This window comes from Nocardiopsis sp. CNS-639 (genome assembly GCF_000381685.1).
GTDB lineage: Bacteria > Actinomycetota > Actinomycetes > Streptosporangiales > Streptosporangiaceae > Nocardiopsis > Nocardiopsis dassonvillei.
Genome location: NZ_KB906867.1, coordinates 58,107 through 79,976, shown reverse-complemented (window position 1 = coordinate 79,976; position 21,870 = coordinate 58,107). Strand labels below are relative to the sequence as shown.

The 21,870-nt window shown below is 68.5% G+C and carries 16 protein-coding genes; 1 reads left to right on the top strand and 15 read right to left on the bottom strand.

The features are described 5' to 3' along the window. Nucleotides 1-29 precede the first annotated feature (29 nt). The 15 genes from rpsS to rplJ form a co-directional block, all read right to left on the bottom strand. Entirely contained in the window at nucleotides 30-308 is a 279-nt protein-coding gene (gene rpsS / locus G011_RS0120355; protein WP_013156115.1) for a 30S ribosomal protein S19, read from the bottom strand. 12 nt (nucleotides 309-320) lie between these two features. Next, nucleotides 321-1,160 (bottom strand): 50S ribosomal protein L2, encoded by an 840-nt coding sequence (rplB, locus tag G011_RS0120350; RefSeq protein ID WP_026115213.1) that lies wholly within the window; start codon nucleotides 1,158-1,160, stop codon nucleotides 321-323. A gap of 58 nt (nucleotides 1,161-1,218) precedes the next feature. Then, nucleotides 1,219-1,509, bottom strand: a complete 291-nt coding sequence (rplW, locus tag G011_RS0120345; protein ID WP_013156113.1) for a 50S ribosomal protein L23 — start codon at nucleotides 1,507-1,509, stop codon at nucleotides 1,219-1,221. Continuing rightward, complete coding sequence (rplD, locus tag G011_RS0120340) at nucleotides 1,506-2,177, bottom strand: 50S ribosomal protein L4 (protein ID WP_013156112.1); 672 nt, start codon at nucleotides 2,175-2,177, stop codon at nucleotides 1,506-1,508. Before rplD ends, rplW begins: the two co-directional genes overlap by 4 nt. A 3-nt stretch (nucleotides 2,178-2,180) precedes the next feature. Next, entirely contained in the window at nucleotides 2,181-2,831 is a 651-nt protein-coding gene (gene rplC, locus G011_RS0120335; RefSeq protein WP_019610094.1) for a 50S ribosomal protein L3, read from the bottom strand. 12 nt (nucleotides 2,832-2,843) lie between these two features. Continuing rightward, entirely contained in the window at nucleotides 2,844-3,152 is a 309-nt protein-coding gene (gene rpsJ, locus G011_RS0120330) for a 30S ribosomal protein S10 (RefSeq protein ID WP_013156110.1), read from the bottom strand. Between the two features lie 252 nt (nucleotides 3,153-3,404). Further along, a complete protein-coding gene (tuf, locus tag G011_RS0120325) occupies nucleotides 3,405-4,598 on the bottom strand; it encodes an elongation factor Tu (protein WP_019610093.1) in 1,194 nt (397 codons plus the stop codon). An 80-nt stretch (nucleotides 4,599-4,678) separates the two neighbouring features. Then, the gene (gene fusA, locus G011_RS0120320; protein ID WP_026338479.1) at nucleotides 4,679-6,793 is read right to left on the bottom strand and encodes an elongation factor G; all 2,115 of its coding nucleotides are present in this window, start codon (nucleotides 6,791-6,793) and stop codon (nucleotides 4,679-4,681) included. A 40-nt stretch (nucleotides 6,794-6,833) separates the two neighbouring features. Continuing rightward, nucleotides 6,834-7,304 carry a 30S ribosomal protein S7 gene (gene rpsG / locus G011_RS0120315; RefSeq protein ID WP_013156107.1) on the bottom strand — a complete coding sequence of 157 codons (471 nt, stop codon included), beginning with the start codon at nucleotides 7,302-7,304 and terminating at the stop codon, nucleotides 6,834-6,836. A 2-nt stretch (nucleotides 7,305-7,306) separates the two neighbouring features. Beyond that, entirely contained in the window at nucleotides 7,307-7,678 is a 372-nt protein-coding gene (rpsL, locus tag G011_RS0120310; protein ID WP_013156106.1) for a 30S ribosomal protein S12, read from the bottom strand. 458 nt (nucleotides 7,679-8,136) lie between these two features. After that, nucleotides 8,137-11,049 (bottom strand): hypothetical protein, encoded by a 2,913-nt coding sequence (locus tag G011_RS0120305; RefSeq protein WP_026338478.1) that lies wholly within the window; start codon nucleotides 11,047-11,049, stop codon nucleotides 8,137-8,139. 129 nt (nucleotides 11,050-11,178) lie between these two features. Then, nucleotides 11,179-15,057, bottom strand: a complete 3,879-nt coding sequence (locus G011_RS0120300; protein ID WP_019610091.1) for a DNA-directed RNA polymerase subunit beta' — start codon at nucleotides 15,055-15,057, stop codon at nucleotides 11,179-11,181. Between the two features lie 34 nt (nucleotides 15,058-15,091). Continuing rightward, on the bottom strand, nucleotides 15,092-18,559 hold the full coding sequence (gene rpoB / locus G011_RS0120295) for a DNA-directed RNA polymerase subunit beta (protein WP_019610090.1): 3,468 nt from the start codon (nucleotides 18,557-18,559) through the stop codon (nucleotides 15,092-15,094). A gap of 939 nt (nucleotides 18,560-19,498) precedes the next feature. After that, entirely contained in the window at nucleotides 19,499-19,888 is a 390-nt protein-coding gene (gene rplL / locus G011_RS0120290; protein WP_019610089.1) for a 50S ribosomal protein L7/L12, read from the bottom strand. 97 nt (nucleotides 19,889-19,985) lie between these two features. Next, nucleotides 19,986-20,513 carry a 50S ribosomal protein L10 gene (rplJ, locus tag G011_RS0120285; protein ID WP_013156102.1) on the bottom strand — a complete coding sequence of 176 codons (528 nt, stop codon included), beginning with the start codon at nucleotides 20,511-20,513 and terminating at the stop codon, nucleotides 19,986-19,988. Nucleotides 20,514-20,978: 465 nt separating this feature from the next. On the opposite strand from rplJ, the gene G011_RS0120280 reads away from it, so the two are divergent. Continuing rightward, nucleotides 20,979-21,824, top strand: a complete 846-nt coding sequence (locus G011_RS0120280) for a hypothetical protein (RefSeq protein WP_231391542.1) — start codon at nucleotides 20,979-20,981, stop codon at nucleotides 21,822-21,824. Nucleotides 21,825-21,870 lie beyond the last annotated feature (46 nt).

Here is a 21,870-nt window from a genome sequence, read left to right as displayed (position 1 = left end):
AGAAATGGTTCTTTCTGCTGCTGCAACCGCTAACGGCGGCTACGGCGGTCTTCCTTGACGTGGCTGCGGAAAGTACGCGTGGGAGCGAACTCACCGAGCTTGTGGCCGACCATCGACTCGGACACGAACACGGGGACGTGCTTGCGGCCGTCGTGGACGGCGATCGTGTGACCGATCATCTCCGGAACGATCATGGACCGCCGGGACCACGTCTTGATGACGTTCTTGGTCCCCTTCTCGTTCTGCGACTCCACCTTCTTGATGAGGTGGTCGTCGACGAAGGGACCCTTCTTAAGGCTACGTGGCATCAGACGTGCTCCTTACCGCTTCTTCTTACCGCTACGCCGACGCCGCACGATGAGCTTGTCGCTGGCCTTGTTCTTGGCCCGGGTCCGGCCTTCCTTCTTACCCCAGGGGCTGACCGGGTGGCGGCCACCGGAGGTCTTGCCCTCACCACCACCGTGGGGGTGGTCGACCGGGTTCATCACGACACCGCGGACGGTCGGGCGCTTGCCCTTCCAGCGGGAGCGGCCGGCCTTGCCCCAGTTGATGTTGGACTGCTCGGCGTTGCCCACCTGGCCGACGGTGGCGCGGCAGGTGATCTCCACCATGCGCATCTCACCGGAGGGCATACGCAGCGTGGCGTACTTGCCCTCCTTGGCCAGGAGCTGGATCTGCGAGCCCGCGGAGCGGCCCAGCTTGGCGCCGCCGCCCGGCTTCAGCTCGACCGCGTGCACGAACGTACCCGTGGGGATGTTGCGCAGCGGGAGGCAGTTGCCGGGCTTGATGTCGGACTGCGGACCGTTCTCGATCCGGTCGCCCTGCTTGAGGCCGGCCGGAGCCAGGATGTAGCGCTTCTCGCCGTCCACGTAGTGGAGCAGCGCGATGCGCGCGGTGCGGTTCGGGTCGTACTCGATGTGGGCGACCTTGGCCGGCACGCCGTCCTTGTCGTGACGACGGAAGTCGATCACGCGGTAGGCGCGCTTGTGGCCACCGCCCTGGTGGCGGGCGGTGATCCGGCCGTGGCCGTTGCGACCGCCCTTGGAGTGGAGCGGACGCACCAGGGACTTCTCGGGCTCCGAGCGCGTGATCTCGACGAAGTCGCTCACGCTGGAGCCGCGACGACCCGGTGTCGTCGGCTTGTACTTACGAATGCCCATCTTCTTCGCGCATTCCTTTACGTGTTGCTTGGTGTGTAGCGGTCAGACCCGGGAGAGGTCAGACACCGAAGATGTCGATCCGGTCGCCCTCGGCGACGCTGACGATCGCGCGCTTGGTGTCGGGACGCTTCCCGTAACCGAAGCGGGTGCGCTTGCGCTTGCCCTTACGGTTGATCGTGTTCACGCTCGTGACCTTCACCTCGAAGATCTTCTCGATCGCGATCTTGATCTGGGTCTTGTTGGCGTCCGGGCGGACGATGAACGTGTACTTGTTCTCGTCCATGAGCCCGTAGCTCTTCTCGGAGATCACCGGCTCGACGATGATGTCCCGGTGGTCGGCGATCCTCACTGGTCGTCCTCCTCGGACTGCGCGGCCTTGGAGGCACCGGCCGCGTGGGCCAGGAACTCGGCGTAGCCCGCCTCGGTGAAGACCACGTCGTCCGAGTACAGGACGTCGTAGGTGTTCACCTGGTCCGCGTCGAGGATGTGCACCTCTTCGACGTTGCGCAGGGCGCGCCGGTTGTGCTCGTCGTCGCGGGCCAGCACCACCAGGACCTTGTCGGACTCGGTGACCTGGCGCAGCGCCTTCAGAGCGGTCTGCGTGAACTTGCTCTCCAGGTCCTCGGCCACGAACTGGCTGACGACGTGGATGCGGCCGTGGCGCGCCCGGTCCGAGAGGGCTCCGCGCAGGGCGGCGGCCTTCATCTTCTTGGGGGTGCGCTGGCTGTAGTCGCGCGGCTGGGGTCCGTGGACCGTGCCGCCGCCGGTGTACTGCGGGGCGCGGATGGAACCCTGGCGGGCCCGGCCCGTGCCCTTCTGGCGGTAGGGCTTCTTGCCACCGCCGCGGACGTCGCCGCGGGTCTTGGTGGCGTGCGTGCCCTGACGGCCAGCGGCGAGCTGGGCGTTCACGACCTGGTGGATCAGCGGGATGCTGACCTGCTGGGCGAAGACGGTGTCCGGCAGCTCGACGCTGCCCTTGGTGCCGCCCTCGGGGTTCTTGACCTCGATCTGGGCCATGGCTTACTTGTCCCCCTTCACAGCGGTGCGGACGAGCACCAGACCGCCGTTGGGACCGGGGACGGCACCCTTGACCAGGATGAGTCCCTTCTCCGCGTCGACGGAGTGAACGGTCAGGTTCTGGACGGTCTTGCGCACGTTGCCCATGCGACCGGCCATCCGCATGCCCTTGAACACGCGGCCGGGCGTGGCGCAACCGCCGATGGAGCCGGGCGAGCGGTGCTTGCGCTGGGTACCGTGCGAGGCGGAGAGGCCGCGGAAACCGTGGCGCTTCATCACACCCGCGAAGCCCTTGCCCTTGCTCTTGCCCGTGACGTCGACCTTCTGGCCGGTCTCGAAGCTGTCCGCGGTGACCTCCTGGCCGAGCGTGTACTCGGTGGCGTCGGTCGTGCGGACCTCGACGTAGTGGCGGCGCGGGGTCAGGTCGTGGCTGCGCAGGTAGTCGCCGAGCGGCTTGTTGACCTTGCGCGGGTTGATCTGCCCGTAGCCGAGCTGGATGGCGGAGTAGCCATCGGTGTCCGGAGTCCGGATGCGGCTCACGACGCACGGACCGGCCTTCAGAACCGTCACGGGCACCATCTTGCCCGCGTCGTCGAAGACCTGGGTCATGCCGAGCTTTTCGCCCAGAACTCCCTTGATCTGCTTGGTGGCCATGTCTGTGCGTCCTTAAAGCTTGATCTCGATGTCAACGCCCGCCGGGAGGTCGAGTCGCATGAGCGAGTCGACCGTCTTCGGCGTGGGGTCGATGATGTCGATCAGCCGCTTGTGCGTGCGCATCTCGAAGTGCTCGCGCGAGTCCTTGTACTTGTGCGGCGATCGGATGACGCAGTAAACGTTCTTCTCCGTCGGCAGCGGCACCGGGCCCGCGACCTGTGCGCCAGTTCGCGTCACAGTCTCGACGATCTTGCGAGCCGAGCTGTCGATGACCTCGTGGTCATAGGCCTTTAGCCGAATGCGGATCTTCTGTCCCGCCATGTGGCCTGTTCGTCCTTCGCTTCAGTGTCCGTAACGGTGAGCTGTTCCCGGTCACAGACGCCCAGGCCCGGCGGATCCGCCGTTGTAGCCGTGAGCCCCTATTCCCTTGAGAAACCGCAACAGGGCTTGCCCCTGCGGTGCGTCACCGTCACAGAGCCCGATGACGTCTTGTGTGCTGGTGGGCGGGCCGTGGACCCACGGCCCGCCCACCACGGCGGGGACGGCTCCGAAGGGGCCGCCCCCGCGCGGGTACTACTTGAGGATCTTCGTGACGCGACCCGCGCCCACGGTCCGGCCACCCTCGCGGATGGCGAACTTCAGGCCGTCCTCCATCGCGACGGGCTGGATGAGCTGGACGGTCATCTCGGTGTTGTCACCGGGCATGACCATCTCGGTGCCCTCCGGCAGCGTCACGACGCCGGTGACGTCCGTGGTGCGGAAGTAGAACTGCGGGCGGTAGTTGTTGAAGAACGGCGTGTGGCGGCCACCCTCGTCCTTGGACAGGATGACGACCTGGGCCTCGAACTCGGTGTGCGGGGTGGTCGTGCCGGGCTTGATGACGACCTGGCCGCGCTCGACGTCCTCGCGCTTGATGCCGCGCAGGAGCAGACCGACGTTGTCGCCGGCCTGGCCCTGGTCGAGCAGCTTGCGGAACATCTCGACACCGGTGACCGTGGTGGTCTGCTTCTCGTCCTTGATACCGACGATGTCGACGGTCTCGTTGACGTTGACGATGCCGCGCTCGATGCGACCGGTGACGACGGTGCCGCGACCGGTGATCGAGAAGACGTCCTCGATCGGCATGAGGAAGGGCTTCTCGGTGTCACGCTCGGGCTCGGGGATGAACTGGTCCACGGTGCCCATGAGCTCCAGGACGGACTTGCCCCACTCCTCGTCGCCCTCCAGCGCCTTGAGCGCGGAGACCTTGGTGACGGGAACGTCGTCGCCGGGGAACTCGTACTCGCTGAGGAGCTCACGGACCTCGAGCTCGACGAGCTCGAAGATCTCCTCGTCGTCCACCATGTCGGCCTTGTTCAGGGCCACCACGATGTAGGGCACGCCGACCTGGCGGGCCAGGAGCACGTGCTCCTTGGTCTGCGGCATCGGGCCGTCGGTGGCGGCCACGACCAGGATGGCGCCGTCCATCTGCGCCGCACCGGTGATCATGTTCTTCACGTAGTCGGCGTGACCGGGGCAGTCCACGTGGGCGTAGTGACGCGCCTCGGTCTGGTACTCGACGTGGGCGACGGAGATGGTGATACCGCGCTCGCGCTCCTCAGGAGCGTTGTCGATGTCCTCGAACGGCGTGAACGGGTTCAGGTCCGGGTACGCGTCGTGCAGCACCTTGGTGATGGCCGCGGTCAGCGTGGTCTTGCCGTGGTCGATGTGACCGATGGTGCCGATGTTGACGTGCGGCTTAGTCCGCTCGAACTTTGCTTTCGCCACTGGATGTCTCCTAGACGTACAGAGCTGTCTGGTGCTCGCTCCCCGCGTGGACGGGGAGCGGGCTGGTTACGTGTTCGCGACTATTCGCCGCGGACCTTCGCCACAATTTCTTGGGCGACAGCGGACGGAACCTCCGCGTAGGAGTCGAACACCATCGAGTAGTTGGCTCGACCCTGCGTGCGGCTGCGCAGGTCACCCACGTAGCCGAACATTTCGGAGAGGGGCACCTGGGCCTTGACGATACGGACGCCGGAACGCTCGTCCATGGACTGGATCTGTCCACGGCGGGAGTTCAGGTCGCCGATCACGTCACCCATGTACTCCTCGGGGGTGGTGACCTCGACAGCCATGACCGGCTCCAGGAGAGTCGGCTTGGCCAGCTTGACCGCCTCCTTGAAGGCGATCGAACCGGCGGTCTTGAAGGCCATCTCGGAGGAGTCGACCTCGTGGTACTGGCCGTCCTGGAGCGTCACCTTGACGCCGACGAGCGGGTAGTGCGCGAGCACGCCCAGCTCGGCGGCCTCCTGGCAGCCGGCGTCGACCGAGGGGATGTACTCCCTCGGGATGCGGCCACCGGTGACGGCGTTGACGAACTCGTAGCCCGAGGCGTCGCCGCTCTCGGTCTCCAGGGGCTCGATGTCGATCTTGACCTTGGCGAACTGGCCCGACCCACCGGTCTGCTTCTTGTGGGTGTAGGTGTGCCCCTCGACCTTCTTGCGAATGGTCTCGCGGTAGGCCACCTGCGGCTTGCCGATGTTCGCCTCGACCTTGAACTCGTCGCGCATGCGGTTGACGAGCACCTCGAGGTGCAGCTCGCCCATGCCCGAGATCACGGTCTGACCGGTCTGGTCGTCCGTGGCGACCTGGAACGAGGGGTCCTCGTCCGCGAGGCGCTGGATCGCGATGCCCAGCTTCTCCTGGTCGCTCTTGGTCTTGGGCTCGATGGCCACCTCGATGACCGGAGCCGGGAAGGTCATGGACTCCAGCACGATCGGGTTCGCCTGGTCGCACAGGGTCTCACCGGTCGTGGTGTCCTTGAGGCCCATGACGGCGACGATGTCGCCGGCGCCGACCTCGGAGATCTCCTCGCGCTTGTTGGAGTGCATGCGGTAGATCTTGCCGATGCGCTCCTTGCGGCCCTTGAGGCTGTTGAGCACCTGGGTGCCCGCCTGGAGAACGCCGGAGTAGACACGCACGTAGGTCAGCTTGCCCAGGTGCGGGTCGCTCATGATCTTGAAGACCAGGGCCGACAGCGGCTCGTCGTTGCTCGGCTTGCGGACGAGCTTGGTCTCCTCGGTCTCGTCCTTGGGGTCGTGACCCTCGACGCCCTCGACGTCCAGCGGCGAGGGGAGGTAGGCGGTGACCGCGTCGAGCAGGGGCTGCACGCCCTTGTTCTTGAACGCGGTGCCGCACACGACCGGGACGGCCGTACCGGCGATGGTCGCGCGGCGGATCGCGGGGACGAGCTGTTCCACGGTGGGCTCCTGGCCCTCCAGGTACATCTCCATGATCTCGTCGTCGGCCTCGGCCAGCGTCTCGATGAACTGGTCGCGGGCCTCGCGGGCGGCGTCGGCGTGGCTCTCGGGGATCTCGACCGTGTCGTACATCTCGCCGAGCGCGGCCTCGTCGTTCCAGACGTAGGCCTTCATGCGAACGAGGTCGATGACGCCCTTGAAGTCGCTCTCGGCGCCGATGTTGAGCTGGATCGGCATGGCGTTGGCGCCGAGGCGCTCACGGAACATGTCGACACAGCGCTGGAACTCGGCGCCGATCTTGTCCATCTTGTTGACGAAGCAGATACGCGGGACGCCGTAGCGGTCCGCCTGGCGCCAGACCTGCTCCGACTGGGGCTCAACGCCCTCCTTGGCGTCGAAGACCGCGACGGCACCGTCGAGCACACGCAGCGACCGCTCGACCTCGACCGTGAAGTCGACGTGGCCGGGCGTGTCGATGATGTTGATGGTGTGGTCGTCCCAGTGGGTGGTGGTAGCAGCCGAGGTAATGGTGATACCCCGCTCCTGCTCCTCCTTCATCCAGTCCATCGTGGCAGCGCCATCGTGGACCTCGCCCACCTTGTGGGTCACACCGGTGTAGTAGAGGATCCGCTCAGTCGTCGTGGTCTTACCAGCGTCGATGTGAGCCATGATCCCGATGTTGCGGACCTTGGCCAGGTCAAGAACAGTTTTGGCAGCCATGAGGCTCGTCGTCCCTCGGTCTGTTTCGAACCCGCCGGAATTACCAGCGGTAGTGCGCGAAGGCCTTGTTCGACTCGGCCATCTTGTGCGTGTCCTCACGCTTCTTGACGGCCGCGCCGAGACCGTTGCTGGCGTCGACCAGCTCGTTCATCAGGCGCTCGGTCATGGTCTTCTCGCGACGCTGGCGCGCGTAGGAGACCAGCCAGCGCAGGGCCAGCGTGGTGGACCGGGAGGCGCGAACCTCGACCGGCACCTGGTAGGTCGCGCCGCCGACGCGGCGGCTGCGGACCTCGAGCGCGGGCTTGACGTTGTCCAGACCCCGCTTCAGGACGACGAGCGGGTCCTGGCCGGTCTTCTCGCGAGCACCCTCCAGGGCGTCGTAGACGACGCTCTGGGCGATGGAGCGCTTGCCGTCGAGCAGCACCTTGTTGATCAGTGCGGTGACGAGCGGCGAGCCGTAGACCGGGTCGGTGATGAGCTGGCGCTTCGGCGCCGGGCCCTTGCGCGGCATGCTTACTTCTCCTTCTTGGCGCCGTAACGGCTACGCGCCTGCTTGCGGTTACGGACACCCTGAGTGTCGAGCGAGCCGCGCACGATGCGGTAACGGACACCCGGCAGGTCCTTCACACGACCACCGCGCACGAGCACGATGCTGTGCTCCTGCAGGTTGTGGCCGATGCCGGGGATGTAGGCCGTGACCTCGATCTGGCTGCTCAGCTTGACTCGGGCGACCTTGCGCAGAGCGGAGTTCGGCTTCTTGGGCGTGGTGGTGTAGACACGAGTGCACACACCACGACGCTGCGGACTCCCCTTCAGCGCCGGGGTCTTGTTCTTTGCGACCTTGTCCTGTCGGCCCTTGCGGACCAGCTGCTGGATGGTGGGCACCGCGTCTCCGTCTTCCTCGTGACCTACGCCGGTTCTCGTAGCCGATATCGCTATTGACCTGCTGGATTTCCCGAACCTCCCCGACCCCCGATGTCGGGCGTGTCGCGTTCGTTCCCGCGCATGGCGAAAACGAGATCACACCCGACCGAAAGGCCGAATCATGGGAGGGGGTTCACATGCGCCGCGCACCGTAGGTCCTCGTCTGCGGAACCGGGCGCCGCACACACATGTGCGACCCGTCGACTCACGGGCACAATCACACAGGCTACCGCTTGCCGTCAGGACGGTCAAAACGATGTGCGACATGGCGGGAACCGTCGGGACGGATCCTCGCTCAGCCGTGGGTCACCACCAGTCTACGCGGTCCCGGGGCTGCTCGGCCCCGCTTCACAGAGAGCGCGGACGAAGGCTGAAGGCCGCCTCCCAGGGACGATTGTCCCCGAGAGGCGGCTGTCGCGCTACAGGACCAGCCAGAGGGCGACGGAGATCACCGTCACCAGGATGCCGACGACGGCGAAGACCGTTCCGGTCGTGATCAGACCGAGGCCGTCGAGCTGCCCGCGGGACTCGCGGATCGCCCTCTTGGCCTTGGGCCCGGTGACCAGAAGGGCCAGGACGGCCGTGACCAGACCCACGCCGGGCAGCAGCGAGGCCACGCCCAGCCACAGGGTGAGCATCGCTCCCCGCTCGGTGTCGGCGAGGAAGTCGATGCTGTCGTAGCCGGGGTAGGCGTCACCGGCCTCGCCGCCCAGGGGGCGGTCGCCGAAGCCGGGGAACTCGTCGGCGATCGGGTCCTTGCGGCGCTTGCTGCGGCCCGCCGGGGCGGCGGGCATCCCGTAGTCGGCCGGGGTGAACCCGTCCTCGTACTCGGGGTCGTCGCGGTCATCGCGGTCGTCGCGCTCGTCACCGCGGGGCTCGGGGTCGTCGTCGTAGGCGTACTCCGGCTCCGGCCGGTCCACGTCCCCGTCGTGGCCGTACTCCGGCCCTTCGGGGTCGTCGTCGTAGTGGCCGTAGTCCGCCCCGTCGTCACCGCGCGGGGGGAGGTCGCGCCGGAACTCGTCGTCGTCCTCCCAGCCCCCCTCCCCGGCCAGGGCGCGGGCGTCGAACATCTGGGTGGCCCCGCCGGGGTCGTCCGGCAGGTCCTGGTCCCTGGACCGGGCGCGCGACTGCATGTCGGCGATCGCGCCCAGGGGGTCGTCCGCGCCGGGGACCGCCGCGGAGAGCTCACCGGTGTCGGGGCCTCCCCAGTCGACGGTCTCGGCCCGTCCGGAGGAGGACTCCCTGCGGCGCTGCTCCGCCTCGCGGACCACGTCCGGCAGCCGGGGGTCGTTGCGGTCGAACGCCCAGGTGTTGCCGCTGCCCGTACCCAGCCCGGAGGGCGAGAGCTCGTCGCCGTACCCGTCGCCCCACGAGCCGCCGGAGTCCGCGCCGGACCGGTCGCCGTTGCGGCCGGAGGGCTCCCAGGCGTCGGGGGCGTCGGCGCCCATGGGGGTGCTGTCGGCGCCCCGGAAGTCGCCGCCGAGTTCGTCGTCGTCCCAGGAGCGGCCGCGTGCGCGGTCTCCCCCGAGGGGGTCGTCGTCGTAGGGGCGGTCGTCCCAGGCGTCGGCACCGCGCTCGCCGGCCCCGTGCCGGGGGGCGCGGTCGTCCCAGGGCCGGTCCGCCGGGGCGTCGTCGTCCCAGGAACTGCCGTCGGGTCCGGGCACGTCGGTCCATGAGGCCGGGCCGCGGTCGCGGACGGGAGCGTCGTCGTCCCAGCCGGAGGAGGCGCGTGTGCCGTCCTCCCAGGGCTGACCGCCCCGCTGCTGGCCGGACGCACCGGAGGCCGGGGCTTCCCAGGACGCGGGGCCCAGACCGTCGTCGAGCGGGTCGCGCGTACCGCCCGCGGGGGCGTCGTCCCAGGGCTGGGCACCCCGGTCGGTGTTCCAGGTGCCGCGGTCACCGGCGGAGCCGGTGTCCCAGGGCCGGGTGCCCTCCGCCGGGCCGCCGCTGCCGGAGGCCTCCTGCCAGGGAGCGGGGTCCCGGTCGCTGCCGCCGGGAGCGTCGACGTCCCAGGAGGAGGGCGAACGGGTCTCGTCCTCCCACGGCCGGGCAGCGGCGGCGCCCGCCGCAGCGGAGGCCGGAGCGTCCCACGAGGCCGTGCCGAGACCGTCGTCGAGCGGATCGCGCCGATCGGCGACCGGAGCGTCCTCCCAGGGCTGGCCACCGGACACACCGGAGGAGGGGGCCTCCCACGACGCGGGACCCAGACCGTCGTCGGCGGTGTCCCGACCACGGGCCGGGGCGTCCTCCCAGGGCTGACCAGGCGCGGAGGGGGACGGAGTGTCCCAGGGCCGGGATCCCCCGGCCGGACCGCCCTCCAAGGAACCACCGGTTCCGGGGGAGTCCGACCACGGAGCCGACGCACCGCGGTCATCCCCGCGGACGGGGGCGTCGGCGTCCCAGGAAGAGGAAGAGCGAGTGTCGTCCTCCCACGGCCGGGCAGCGGCGGCGCCCGCCGCAGCGGAGGCCGGGGCGTCCCACGAGGCCGTGCCGAGACCGTCGTCGAGCGGATCGCGCCGATCGGCGACCGGAGCGTCCTCCCAGGGCTGGCCACCGGACACACCGGAGGCGGAAGCGTCGTCCCACGGCTGACCGGACGCACCGGAGGCCGGGGTGTCCCAGGACCGGGGCCCGTCGGCCGGACCGCCCTGCGCCGAACCCGCGGTCGCGGGAGGGTCGGGCCACGGCGCCGCCGCACCGCGGTCATCGCCGCGGGCGGGGGCGTCGGCGTCCCAGGCCGCGGAGCCGCGCGCGCCGCCGACGGTGTCGGACGGCGCCTCCCAGGAGGGCGCGTTCCGGTCGTCGTCCAGCGGTGCGCCGGAACCCCACGACTGTTCGGCGGCCGCGGAGGAGCCGGGTGCGGAGGAGGGCTCGTCCCGGGGCTGTCCGGCGTCCGGGGCGTCCCGGTCGTTCAGCGCGGGGATCTCCTGGGTCTGGGGACCGTCGGACCAGGCCTCGGGTCGGTCGGTGCCCCGCTCCGACGGGAGCGGCACCTGGGCGCTGGCCGCGACGCTCGGCAGGGAGGGCTCCTCGGCCTCCCCCGGAACCCTGGTCAGCGGCTGGTAGGCCGCGGACCCGGCGCCCGGGTAGGAGATCCCGTGGGAGACGGGGGGCGGCGGTCCGCCCAGCGCCTCCGGATAGGGCTCCACCATGGCCGGACGGGACGAACTCAGCCCCGCGTACCCCCCGCTGTCCGGGAAGACCGTGTCAGCGGTCCCCTCGGATTCGAGCGGGTCCTGGTAGTCCGACTGTGTGCGGTAGCGGTTCTCGCTCGGCTTGAACCACGAGTCCTCCGCGTCGGAGTCCCGCCGTTCGCCCCCGTTGTCAGTCACCTGTGCCTCTCCCGCCAGCGCAGTAGCGCCGTCTTCCGTCCGCGTCAGCGGACCCTGTGCGCGGAACGGCGGCGGTACCACCCCCCGCGAGGGGTGGCATACCGCCGCCGTCAGTCAAGCAAACCGCTTCTACCGGTTGTACGGTCCGAAGTCGTACTCCTCCAGCGGGACGGCCTCGCCCGAACCCTGTCCGAAGGTGTACTCGCTCGGCTCCTCGTACCCGGAGACCGAGTACATCGAGGCCTTGGCCTCCTCGGTCGGCTCCACCCGGATGTTGCGGTACTGCGGAATGCCGGTACCGGCCGGGATGAGCTTACCGATGATGACGTTCTCCTTGAGGCCGAGGAGCGGGTCGCTCTTGCCGTGGATCGCGTTCTCGGTGAGCACCCGGGTGGTCTCCTGGAAGGAGGCCGCGGACAGCCAGGACTCCGTGGCCAGCGAGGCCTTGGTGATACCCAGCAGCACCGGACGCCCGGCCGCGGGCTGGCCGCCCTCGGACACGACGCGGCGGTTGATCCGCTCGAACTTCGGCCGCTCGACCATCTCACCGGGCAGCAGCTCGGTGTCGCCCGACTCCAGGATGTTCACCCGTTTGAGCATCTGGCGGACGATGATCTCGATGTGCTTGTCGTGGATGGACACACCCTGCGACTTGTACACCTCCTGGACCTCGGACACCAGGTGCTGCTGCACCGCGCGCGGGCCCTGGATGCGCAGGACCTCGTGCGGGTTGATCGCACCCTGGATCAGCTGCTGGCCGACCTTGACGTGGTCGCCGTCGGTGACGAGCAGCTGGGCGCGCATCGGGACCGGGTAGGCGATCTCGTCCGTGCCGTCGTCGGGGATGACGACGATCTTGCGGCTCTTCTCGGTGTCGTCGATCCGGATCCGGCCCTCCATCTCGGAGATCGGGGCCACACCCTTGGGGATGCGGGCCTCGAAGAGCTCCTGGACACGGGGCAGACCGTGGGTGATGTCCTGACCGGCCGAACCACCCATGTGGAAGGTACGCATGGTCAGCTGGGTGCCGGGCTCACCGATGGACTGGGCCGCGATGATACCGATCGCCTCACCGACGTCCACCGGCTTGCCGGTCGCCATGGAGCGGCCGTAGCAGGTGGTGCAGACGCCGATCTTGGCCTCGCAGACCAGCGACGAGCGCACGCGGACGCGGGTGATCCCGGCCTCGATGAGCTTGTCGATGTTCTGCTCGGAGGTGTCGCTCAGGGCGGGGAGGACGACGTTGCCCTCCGCGTCCACCGCGTCCTCGGCGATGGTCCTGCCGAAACCGGTGTTCTCGACGTTGTGCTTGCGCACGACGACGCCGGCGGCGTTCTTCTCGCCGATCTCGTGCCAGAGCGAGCGCTCCGTGCCGCAGTCGATCTCGCGGACGATGACGTCCTGCGCCACGTCCACCAGACGACGGGTCAGGTAACCCGAGTCGGCGGTACGCAGGGCGGTGTCGGCCAGGCCCTTGCGCTGACCGTGCGTGGAGATGAAGTACTCCAGCACGGACAGGCCCTCGCGGTAGGAGGACTTGATCGGACGCGGGATCGTCTCACCCTTGGTGTTGGAGACCAGGCCGCGGATACCCGCGATCTGGCGCACCTGCATCGGGTTGCCTCGGGCACCGGACTGGACCATCATCCACACCGGGTTGTCGGCGGGGAAGTTCCTCTCCATGTCCTGGGCGACCTCGGTGGTCGCCTGGGTCCACACCTCGGTGAGCTCCTGACGGCGCTCGTCGTCGGTGATGAGACCGCGGTCGTACTCGCGCTGGATCTTGTCCGCCTTGCGCTCGTACCCCTCCAGGATCTCGGTCTTGCGCGGCGGCGCGACGACGTCCTCGATGCCGATGGTCAGACCGGACCGGGTGGCCCAGTGGTAACCGGCGTCCTTGAGGGCGTCCAGCGTCGTGGCGACCTGGACCTTGGGGTAGTTCTCGGCGAGGTCGTTGACCAGCGTCGAGACCTGCTTCTTGCCCACCTGGAAGTTGACGTACGGGTAGTCGACCGGGGTGGTCTCGTTGAACAGGTACCGACCCAGGGTGGTCTCCAGGGTGTACGGCTCCCCCGGCGTCCAGCCCTCCGGCGGCGTCCAGTCCTTCGGCGCCGGGGCGCCGTCGGCGATCCGGAGCTTGATCCTCGCCTGGAGGTCGAGGTCCCCCAGGTCGTAGGCCATGATGCCCTCGGCCGGGGAGAGGAACGAGCGCCCCTCGCCCTTGGCTCCGAGCTTCTCCGTCGTCAGGTAGAACAGGCCGATGATCATGTCCTGGGTGGGCATGGTCACGGGTTTGCCGTCGGACGGCTTGAGGATGTTGTTGGTGGCCAGCATCAGCAGCCGCGCCTCGGCCTGGGCCTCGGCGGACAGCGGCAGGTGCACGGCCATCTGGTCGCCGTCGAAGTCGGCGTTGAACGCCGTGCACACGAGCGGGTGGATCTGGATGGCCTTGCCCTCGACCAGCTGCGGCTCGAAGGCCTGGATGCCCAGGCGGTGCAGCGTCGGGGCGCGGTTGAGCAGAACCGGGTGCTCGGTGATGACCTCTTCGAGGACGTCCCACACGACCGGGCGGGACCGCTCGACCATGCGCTTGGCGCTCTTGATGTTCTGCGCGTGGTTCAGGTCCACCAGGCGCTTCATCACGAAGGGCTTGAACAGCTCCAGCGCCATCTGCTTGGGCAGGCCGCACTGGTGCAGCTTGAGCTGCGGGCCGACGACGATGACCGAACGGCCGGAGTAGTCGACGCGCTTGCCCAGCAGGTTCTGGCGGAAGCGGCCCTGCTTGCCCTTGAGCATGTCGGACAGCGACTTGAGCGGACGGTTGCCCGGACCGGTGACCGGGCGGCCCCGGCGGCCGTTGTCGAACAGCGCGTCGACGGCCTCCTGGAGCATCCGCTTCTCGTTGTTGACGATGATCTCGGGCGCGCCGAGGTCGAGCAGCCGCTTGAGGCGGTTGTTGCGGTTGATGACACGGCGGTACAGGTCGTTGAGGTCGGAGGTCGCGAAGCGGCCACCGTCCAGCTGCACCATCGGACGCAGGTCCGGCGGGATGACCGGGATGCAGTCCAGCACCATGCCCATGGGGCTGTTGGTGGTGTTGAGGAACGCCGAGACGACCTTGAGCCGCTTCAGGGCGCGGGCCTTCTTCTGGCCCTTGCCGGTGCGGATGATCTCCCGGAGCCTCTCGGCCTCCACGTCCAGCTCGAAGTTGGCCAGCCGGTCCTGGATGGCCTGGGCGCCCATGCCGCCGCGGAAGTACTTGCCGAAGCGGTCCCGCATCTCGCGGTAGAGCATCTCGTCGCCCTCGAGGTCCTGGACCTTGAGGTTCTTGAACCGGTTCCAGACCTCGTCGAGGCGGTCGATCTCACGCTGGGCGCGGTCGCGCAGCTGGCGCATCTCGCGCTCGGCGCCCTCGCGCACCTTGCGGCGGGCGTCGCCCTTGGCCCCCTGCTCCTCCAGCTCGGCGAGGTCGGCCTCCAGCTTGCGGTGGCGGTCCTCGACGGTGGAGTCGCGGCGCTGCTCCAGGTGCTGTTTCTCGACCGAGATCCGCGCCTCCAGGGACTGGAGGTCGCGCTCACGGGCCTCGGTGTCCACCCACGTGACCATGTAGGCGGCGAAGTAGATGATCTTCTCGAGATCCTTCGGCGCCAGGTCCAGCAGGTAGCCCAGGCGGGAGGGCACGCCCTTGAAGTACCAGATGTGCGTGACGGGAGCGGCCAGCTCGATGTGGCCCATCCGCTCACGGCGCACCTTGGCACGGGTCACCTCGACGCCGCAGCGCTCACAGATGATGCCCTTGAAGCGGACGCGCTTGTACTTGCCGCAGTAGCACTCCCAGTCACGGGTCGGACCGAAGATCTTCTCGCAGAAGAGTCCGTCCTTCTCGGGCTTGAGGGTGCGGTAGTTGATGGTCTCGGGCTTCTTGACCTCGCCGTGCGACCACTGGCGGATGTCGTCGGCCGTGGCCAGGCCGATGCGCAGCTCGTCGAAGAAGTTGACGTCGAGCACTTAATTCGTCCCCTGCTCTCGAAGAATGCGGAAGTTAGACCTCTTCGACACTGCTCGGCTCCCGCCGACCCAGGTCGATTCCCAGTTCTTCCGCCGCGCGGAAGACGTCCTCGTCGCTGTCCCGCATCTCGATGGACATACCGTCACTGGACAGCACCTCCACGTTCAGACAGAGCGACTGCATCTCCTTGATGAGCACCTTGAAGGACTCAGGGATGCCCGGCTCGGGGATGTTCTCGCCCTTGACGATGGCCTCGTAGACCTTGACCCGGCCCACCACGTCGTCGGACTTGATGGTGAGCAGCTCCTGGAGGGCGTAGGCGGCGCCGTAGGCCTCCAGCGCCCACACCTCCATCTCACCGAAGCGCTGACCGCCGAACTGCGCCTTACCGCCCAGCGGCTGCTGGGTGATCATGGAGTACGGGCCGGTGGAGCGCGCGTGGATCTTGTCGTCCACGAGGTGGTGGAGCTTGAGGATGTACTTGTAGCCGACGGAGATCGGCTCGGCGAAGGGCTCGCCGGTGCGGCCGTCGAACAGGCGCGCCTTGCCGTCCTCGTTGATCAGGCGGTTGCCGTCCGCGTTGGGGCGCACCGACCTGATCAGGCCGCTGAGCTCGTCGCCGCGCAGGCCGTCGAAGACCGGCGTGGCCACGCGGGAGTCCGGCGGCACGTCGGTGGCGCCGATGGCCTCCAGCGACTTCTGCCACTCCTCCTCGACCCCCTCGACCAGCCAGCCGTTCTTGGCCAGCCAGCCCAGGTGGACCTCCAGGACCTGGCCGACGTTCATACGGCCGGGCACGCCCAGCGGGTTGAGGATGATGTCGACCGGCGTCCCGTCCTCCAGGAAGGGCATGTCCTCCTGGGGCAGGATCTTGGAGATGACGCCCTTGTTGCCGTGGCGGCCCGCGAGCTTGTCACCGTCGGTGATCTTGCGCTTCTGGGCCACGTAGACGCGGACCATCTCGTTGACGCCGGGGGCGAGCTCGTCGCCGTCCTCGCGGCTGAACACGCGGACGCCGATGACCTTGCCGGTCTCGCCGTGCGGCACCTTGAGCGAGGTGTCGCGGACCTCGCGCGCCTTCTCGCCGAAGATCGCGCGCAGCAGGCGCTCCTCCGGGGTCAGCTCGGTCTCGCCCTTGGGCGTGACCTTGCCGACGAGGATGTCGCCGTCCACGACCTCGGCGCCGATGCGGATGATGCCCCGGTCGTCGAGGTCGGCCAGGACCTCCTCGCTGACGTTGGGGATCTCGCGGGTGATCTCCTCCGGGCCCAGCTTGGTGTCGCGGGCGTCGACCTCGTGCTCCTCGATGTGGATCGAGGACAGGACGTCGTCCTGCACCAGGCGCTGGGAGAGGATGATCGCGTCCTCGTAGTTGTGGCCCTCCCAGGACATGTACGCCACGAGCAGGTTCTTGCCCAGCGACATCTCACCCTGGTCGGTGGAGGGGCCGTCCGCGAGGACCTGGCGCTCCTCGACCCGCTGGCCCTCGGCCACGATCGGCCGCTGGTTGAAGCAGGTGCCCTGGTTGGAGCGCTGGAACTTGCCCATGCGGTACGTCTTGCGCGTGCCGTCGTCGGCCATGACGGTGACGTAGTCGGCGGTGACGTCCTCGACGACACCGGCCTTCTGCGCCAGGACGACCTCACCGGCGTCGGTGGCGGCGCGGTACTCCATGCCGGTGCCGACGAACGGCGACTCGGCCATGAGCAGCGGCACGGCCTGGCGCTGCATGTTCGAGCCCATGAGGGCGCGGTTGGCGTCGTCGTGCTCCAGGAACGGGATCATGGCGGTGGCGACCGACACCATCTGGCGCGGCGACACGTCCATGTAGTCGACCTCGTCCGTGCTGACCTGCTCGAACTCACCGCCCTTGCGGCGCACGAGCACACCGGCCTCGGCGAAGGAGCCGTCGGGGTTCATCGGCGTGTTGGCCTGCGCGATGACGTGGAGGTCCTCCTCGTCCGCGGTCAGGTAGTCGACCTGGTCGGAGACCTTGCCGTCGATGATGCGGCGGTACGGGGTCTCCACGAAGCCGAAGGAGTTGACCCGGCCGTAGGCGGCGAGCGAGCCGATCAGACCGATGTTCGGTCCCTCGGGCGTCTCGATCGGGCACATGCGGCCGTAGTGCGAGGGGTGCACGTCGCGGACCTCGAAGCCCGCGCGCTCGCGGGACAGGCCGCCCGGGCCCAGCGCGGAGAGGCGGCGCTTGTGCGTCAGGCCCTCCAGCGGGTTGGTCTGGCCCATGAACTGCGACAGCTGCGAGGTGCCGAAGAACTCCTTGATGGAGGCCACGACCGGACGGATGTTGATCAGGGTCTGCGGCGTGATCGCCTCGACGTCCTGGGTGGTCATCCGCTCGCGGACGACGCGCTCCATGCGGGCCAGGCCCAGGCGGACCTGGTTCTGGATGAGCTCTCCGACGGTGCGCAGGCGGCGGTTGCCGAAGTGGTCGATGTCGTCGGTCTCGATCGGACGGGGACCGTTGACGGTCTCCTTCTCGGTCTCACCCGCGTGCAGGCGGACGAGGTAGTCGATCGTGGCGACGATGTCCTCTTCGGTGAGGGTGCCCTGCCGGTAGTCGGTGTCCAGGCCGAGCTTCTTGTTGATCTTGTAACGGCCGACCTTGGCCAGGTCGTAGCGCTTGGGGTTGAAGTACAGGTTCTCCAGCAGCGCCTGGGCCGACTCCTTCGTGGGCGGCTCGCCGGGGCGCAGCTTGCGGTAGATGTCCAGCAGCGCGTCGTCGGTGCCGGCGGTGGGGTCCTTCTCCAGCGTGTTGCGGATGGACTCGTACTGGCCGAAGCGCTCCAGGATCTGGTCGGTGGTCCAGCCCAGCGCCTTGAGCAGGACGGTGACGCCCTGCTTGCGCTTGCGGTCGATGCGGACGCCGACGAAGTCGCGCTTGTCGACCTCGAACTCCAGCCAGGCGCCGCGGGACGGGATGACCTTGCAGCCGTAGAGGTCCTTGTCCGAGGTCTTGTCGACGGACTTGTCGAAGTACACGCCCGGGGAGCGCACCAGCTGGGACACGACGACGCGCTCGGTGCCGTTGATGATGAAGGTGCCGGTCTCGGTCATGAGCGGGAAGTCGCCCATGAACACCGTCTGGCTCTTGATCTCACCGGTGTCGTTGTTGATGAACTCCGCCGTGACGAACATCGGGGCGGAGTAGGTCATGTCCCTGTCCTTGCACTCATCCTCTGAGTACTTGGGCGGCTCGAACCGGTGGTCGCGGAACGACAGGGACATCGTGCCCGAGAAGTCCTCGATCGGGCTGATCTCCTCGAAGATCTCTTCGAGACCGGACTGCTCCGGAACGTCCTTGCGGCCAGCGTTTCGGGCCGTCTCAACCCGGGTCTTCCACCTGTCGTTGCCCAGCAGCCAGTCGAACGACTCGGTCTGAAGGGCGAGGAGGTTCGGGACCTCCAGTGGTTCCTGGATACGGGCGAAGGAAACGCGGTGCGGACCAAGGGCGTTAGCGGAGGCGTTGCGCGAGGCTGCCAACAGGGGTCCTTCCGAAGGCTTGTGGCGGTTGAAGCGCGCACGCCAGACGATCCGTCACGAGAAGGACCGCCGCAACGCGGTTGAGACGGTCACATCGAGCGGGAGCGGGCCACCGGAATGTCCGGAAAAATGGAGTGGCGGCAGCCTTCACCGGCACAGGGATCACCAAAGGGCAGCGCAAAAGAGCAGTGTAGCCGAACACCACACCGCTGTCCACTCACGGTCCACAGCGCCACTCACGACACCGGCAGGATCACCCCTGGAGGGCGATCCGTCAAGCCCGCTCCCGGCGGAGGAGCCCGGATTCCGGCTGCCCGGAACGGTCGGGTGACCTCGTCGGTGGACTGGTGCGCCTGCCCTGGCCCGGGGGTCGGGAGCCAACGACATCCGAAGGATTCCCCCGCCTCAGGCGGGTAAACACGTCCTCCGGGCCTCAGCGGGTTTCCCGGGACGGGAGATTAGCGCGTCCGGGGGACAGTTCGCACACGCACCCCCGGTTCCGGGACCTGCCGGATCCCCCTCAGCTTCGCACAGGGGACGGGGCGAGCGGTGACGGACACGGCGGGGCGCGGGGAAAGGACTCCGGGCCCGCCCCAGGTCAGCGCGCCGTCGGAGGCGCCGCGGGCCTGGGGCCGGGCGGCGGGGCGGAGAACACGGCGGGCACCGACACGGGGCGCGGGGAAAGGCAAGGACCCCGTGGCGGGGAGCACGGCGGGCGCGGGACACGGCGGGCACCGGCCCGGGGCGCGGGGAAGGGAAGGGCCGCGGGGGCGCCGCGGTCCCGGACCGGAGCGCGGAGGAGCGCGGGCCGGAGGGGGCGCGGGAGGGCCGCCCGGAGCCGGTGAGGGGTTCCAGGACGCACGAAGGCGGCCGCCCCTCCCCGGAAGGAGGGACGGCCGCCGGAAGCAGGCCAGCGGGCGCTCAGCGGCCCGCGTGGGACTACTTGAGGGTGACGGAGGCGCCAGCGCCCTCGAGAGCGGCCTTGGCCTTCTCGGCCGTCTCCTTGTTGACGCCCTCCAGCAGCGGCTTGGGAGCGTTGTCGACCAGGTCCTTGGCCTCCTTGAGGCCCAGGCTCGTGAGGCCGCGGACCTCCTTGATGACCTGGATCTTCTTGTCGCCAGCGCCCTCGAGGATGACGTCGAACTCGTCCTTCTCCTCGGCCTCGGCGGCGCCGCCGCCACCCTGGCCGGGAGCGGCGACGGCCACGGCGGCCGGAGCGGCGGCGGTGACGTCGAACTTGTCCTCGAAGAGCTTCACGAAGTCGGCCAGCTCGAGAAGGGTCATCTCCTCGAACGCGGCAAGCAGGTCCTCGTTGCTGAGCTTCGCCATGGTGCGATCTCTCTTTCTCTGCGGACACGCGGTCCTGTCGGGCCCGCGTGCGAGTCAGTGTCCGAGCGCCCTCGGCGCCCGGCGGGTTTCAAAAAGGTCAGGCGGCTTCCTGGGAGCGCTTGTCCGCCAGGGCCTGCGCGAGACGCACAGTCTTGGAGGGAAGCGCCTGGAAGACGGCGGCGGCCTGGCCCTGCTTGGCCTTGAGCGCACCCGCCAGCTTCGCGAGGATGACCTCGCGGGACTCCAGATCGGCCAGCTTGGTGATGTCGTCGGCGCTCATCGACTTGCCGTCGATGACACCGCCCTTGATCACCAGGGGCGAGTTCGCCTTCGCGAAGTCACGCAGACCCTTGGCGGCCTCGACCACGTCACCGTGGACGAAGGCGATGGCGGACGGGCCCTCGAGCAGGTCCTTGACCTGCTCGTCGACACCGGCCTCCGTGACCGCGATCTTGGTCAGCGTGTTCTTGACGATGCGAAAACGCGCGCTCTGGCCGAGGCTGCGACGCAGTTCAGTGATCTGCGCGACAGTGAGCCCCCGGTATTCGGTCAGCACGGCGCCGTTCGACTCACGGAACTCGCCCGTGAGTTCGGCGACCGCGGCTGCCTTGTCCGGCCTCGCCATGGGACTCCTTCCAACATTGAACGCTGGTTGACTCCAAGGGCCCGGGCGATCGGCGTCAGCACGAGAAAAAGCCCCGGGCGCGAGGCGCACGGGGCATGACCGCGTTCCGGGGGCCGCGCGGGGCGCGGCGTGGAACGGGAAGCTCTTGTGACACCTGCGCGGGCGCCCATCGCGGATGGGCCCTTAGGTCACCCGTTCGGGTGACGACCAGCGGTCTTCGGCAAGAACCCATCGTACCGCACGCTCGGGAGCCCCCGTTCCGCACCGGGGGGCCGAAACCGTGATCGCGCTCACTCCCCCGCGGGCGCGGAATCGCCGGGGCGCGGCCGACGTCGAATCGGTGGCCGCGCGGAGGAACCGGCAGGGACCGGAATGTCCCTCCGACGTGGCAGCATGACGCTACCGGGCACCCCCGCTCCCAGTCGTGCCCGTGTCCCCCGCACAAAAGAAGAAGGCGAACACCCCGTGAAGACCCGTATGCCGGTCCTGATCTCCGCCGGCACCCTCGCTCTGTCCCTCACCGCCTGCGGCGGAGGCGCCGCGGAGGAGGAGCCCGCCGAGGCGGCGGCCGAGTCGCCCGAGGAGGGCGGTGGCGGCAGCGTCCTGGACCTGGTCGCCGGTCTCGGAGCGAGCACCCAGGACATCGAGAACTACACCCTCGACATCTCGATGGTCATGCCCGACCCGGACATGGGCGACATCGACATGGACATGACCTACGAGGTCATGGAGGACCCGCAGGCGGCCAAGGTCACCATGGTCATGCCCTCGATGGGCGAGATGCTCCTGGAGCTGGCTGCGGTGTCCGGCCAGGATCTGGGCCTGACCGCCGAGGAGATCGGCACGTCCATCGTCATCATCCCGGCGGAGGGCGACGCCCTCGTCTCCAACCACAACGGCCTCCAGGAGGTCGACACCGCCTGGGTCCGCGGCGCCCAGGACACCGACCAGATCGCCCCGGAGGAGATGTTCGACATCAACGCGCTCCCCGACATCGTGGGGGCGTTCGCGGAGATCGAGCAGATCGAGGAGACGGGCGCCGAGGAGATCAGCGGCGTCTCGACCACCCTCATCGAGGGCACGATGACCGGCGAGGACGTCGAGGCCCTGAACCAGGAGCAGCAGGACGCCGTCAACGAGCTGCTGGGCGGCGTCAGCGGATCCGTCGACGTGTCCGTCTGGGTGGCCGACGACGGCTTCCCGATGCGCTTGGACTTCTCCGACGAGGAGGCCGACATCTCGATGGTCTTCTCCAACCTGGGTGAGACCTCCTTCGAGATGCCCGCCGAGGACGAGATCACCGACAGGTAGGCGCTGGGACACCCCGGGGCTTGTCCGGCCGCCGTGAGGCGGCCGG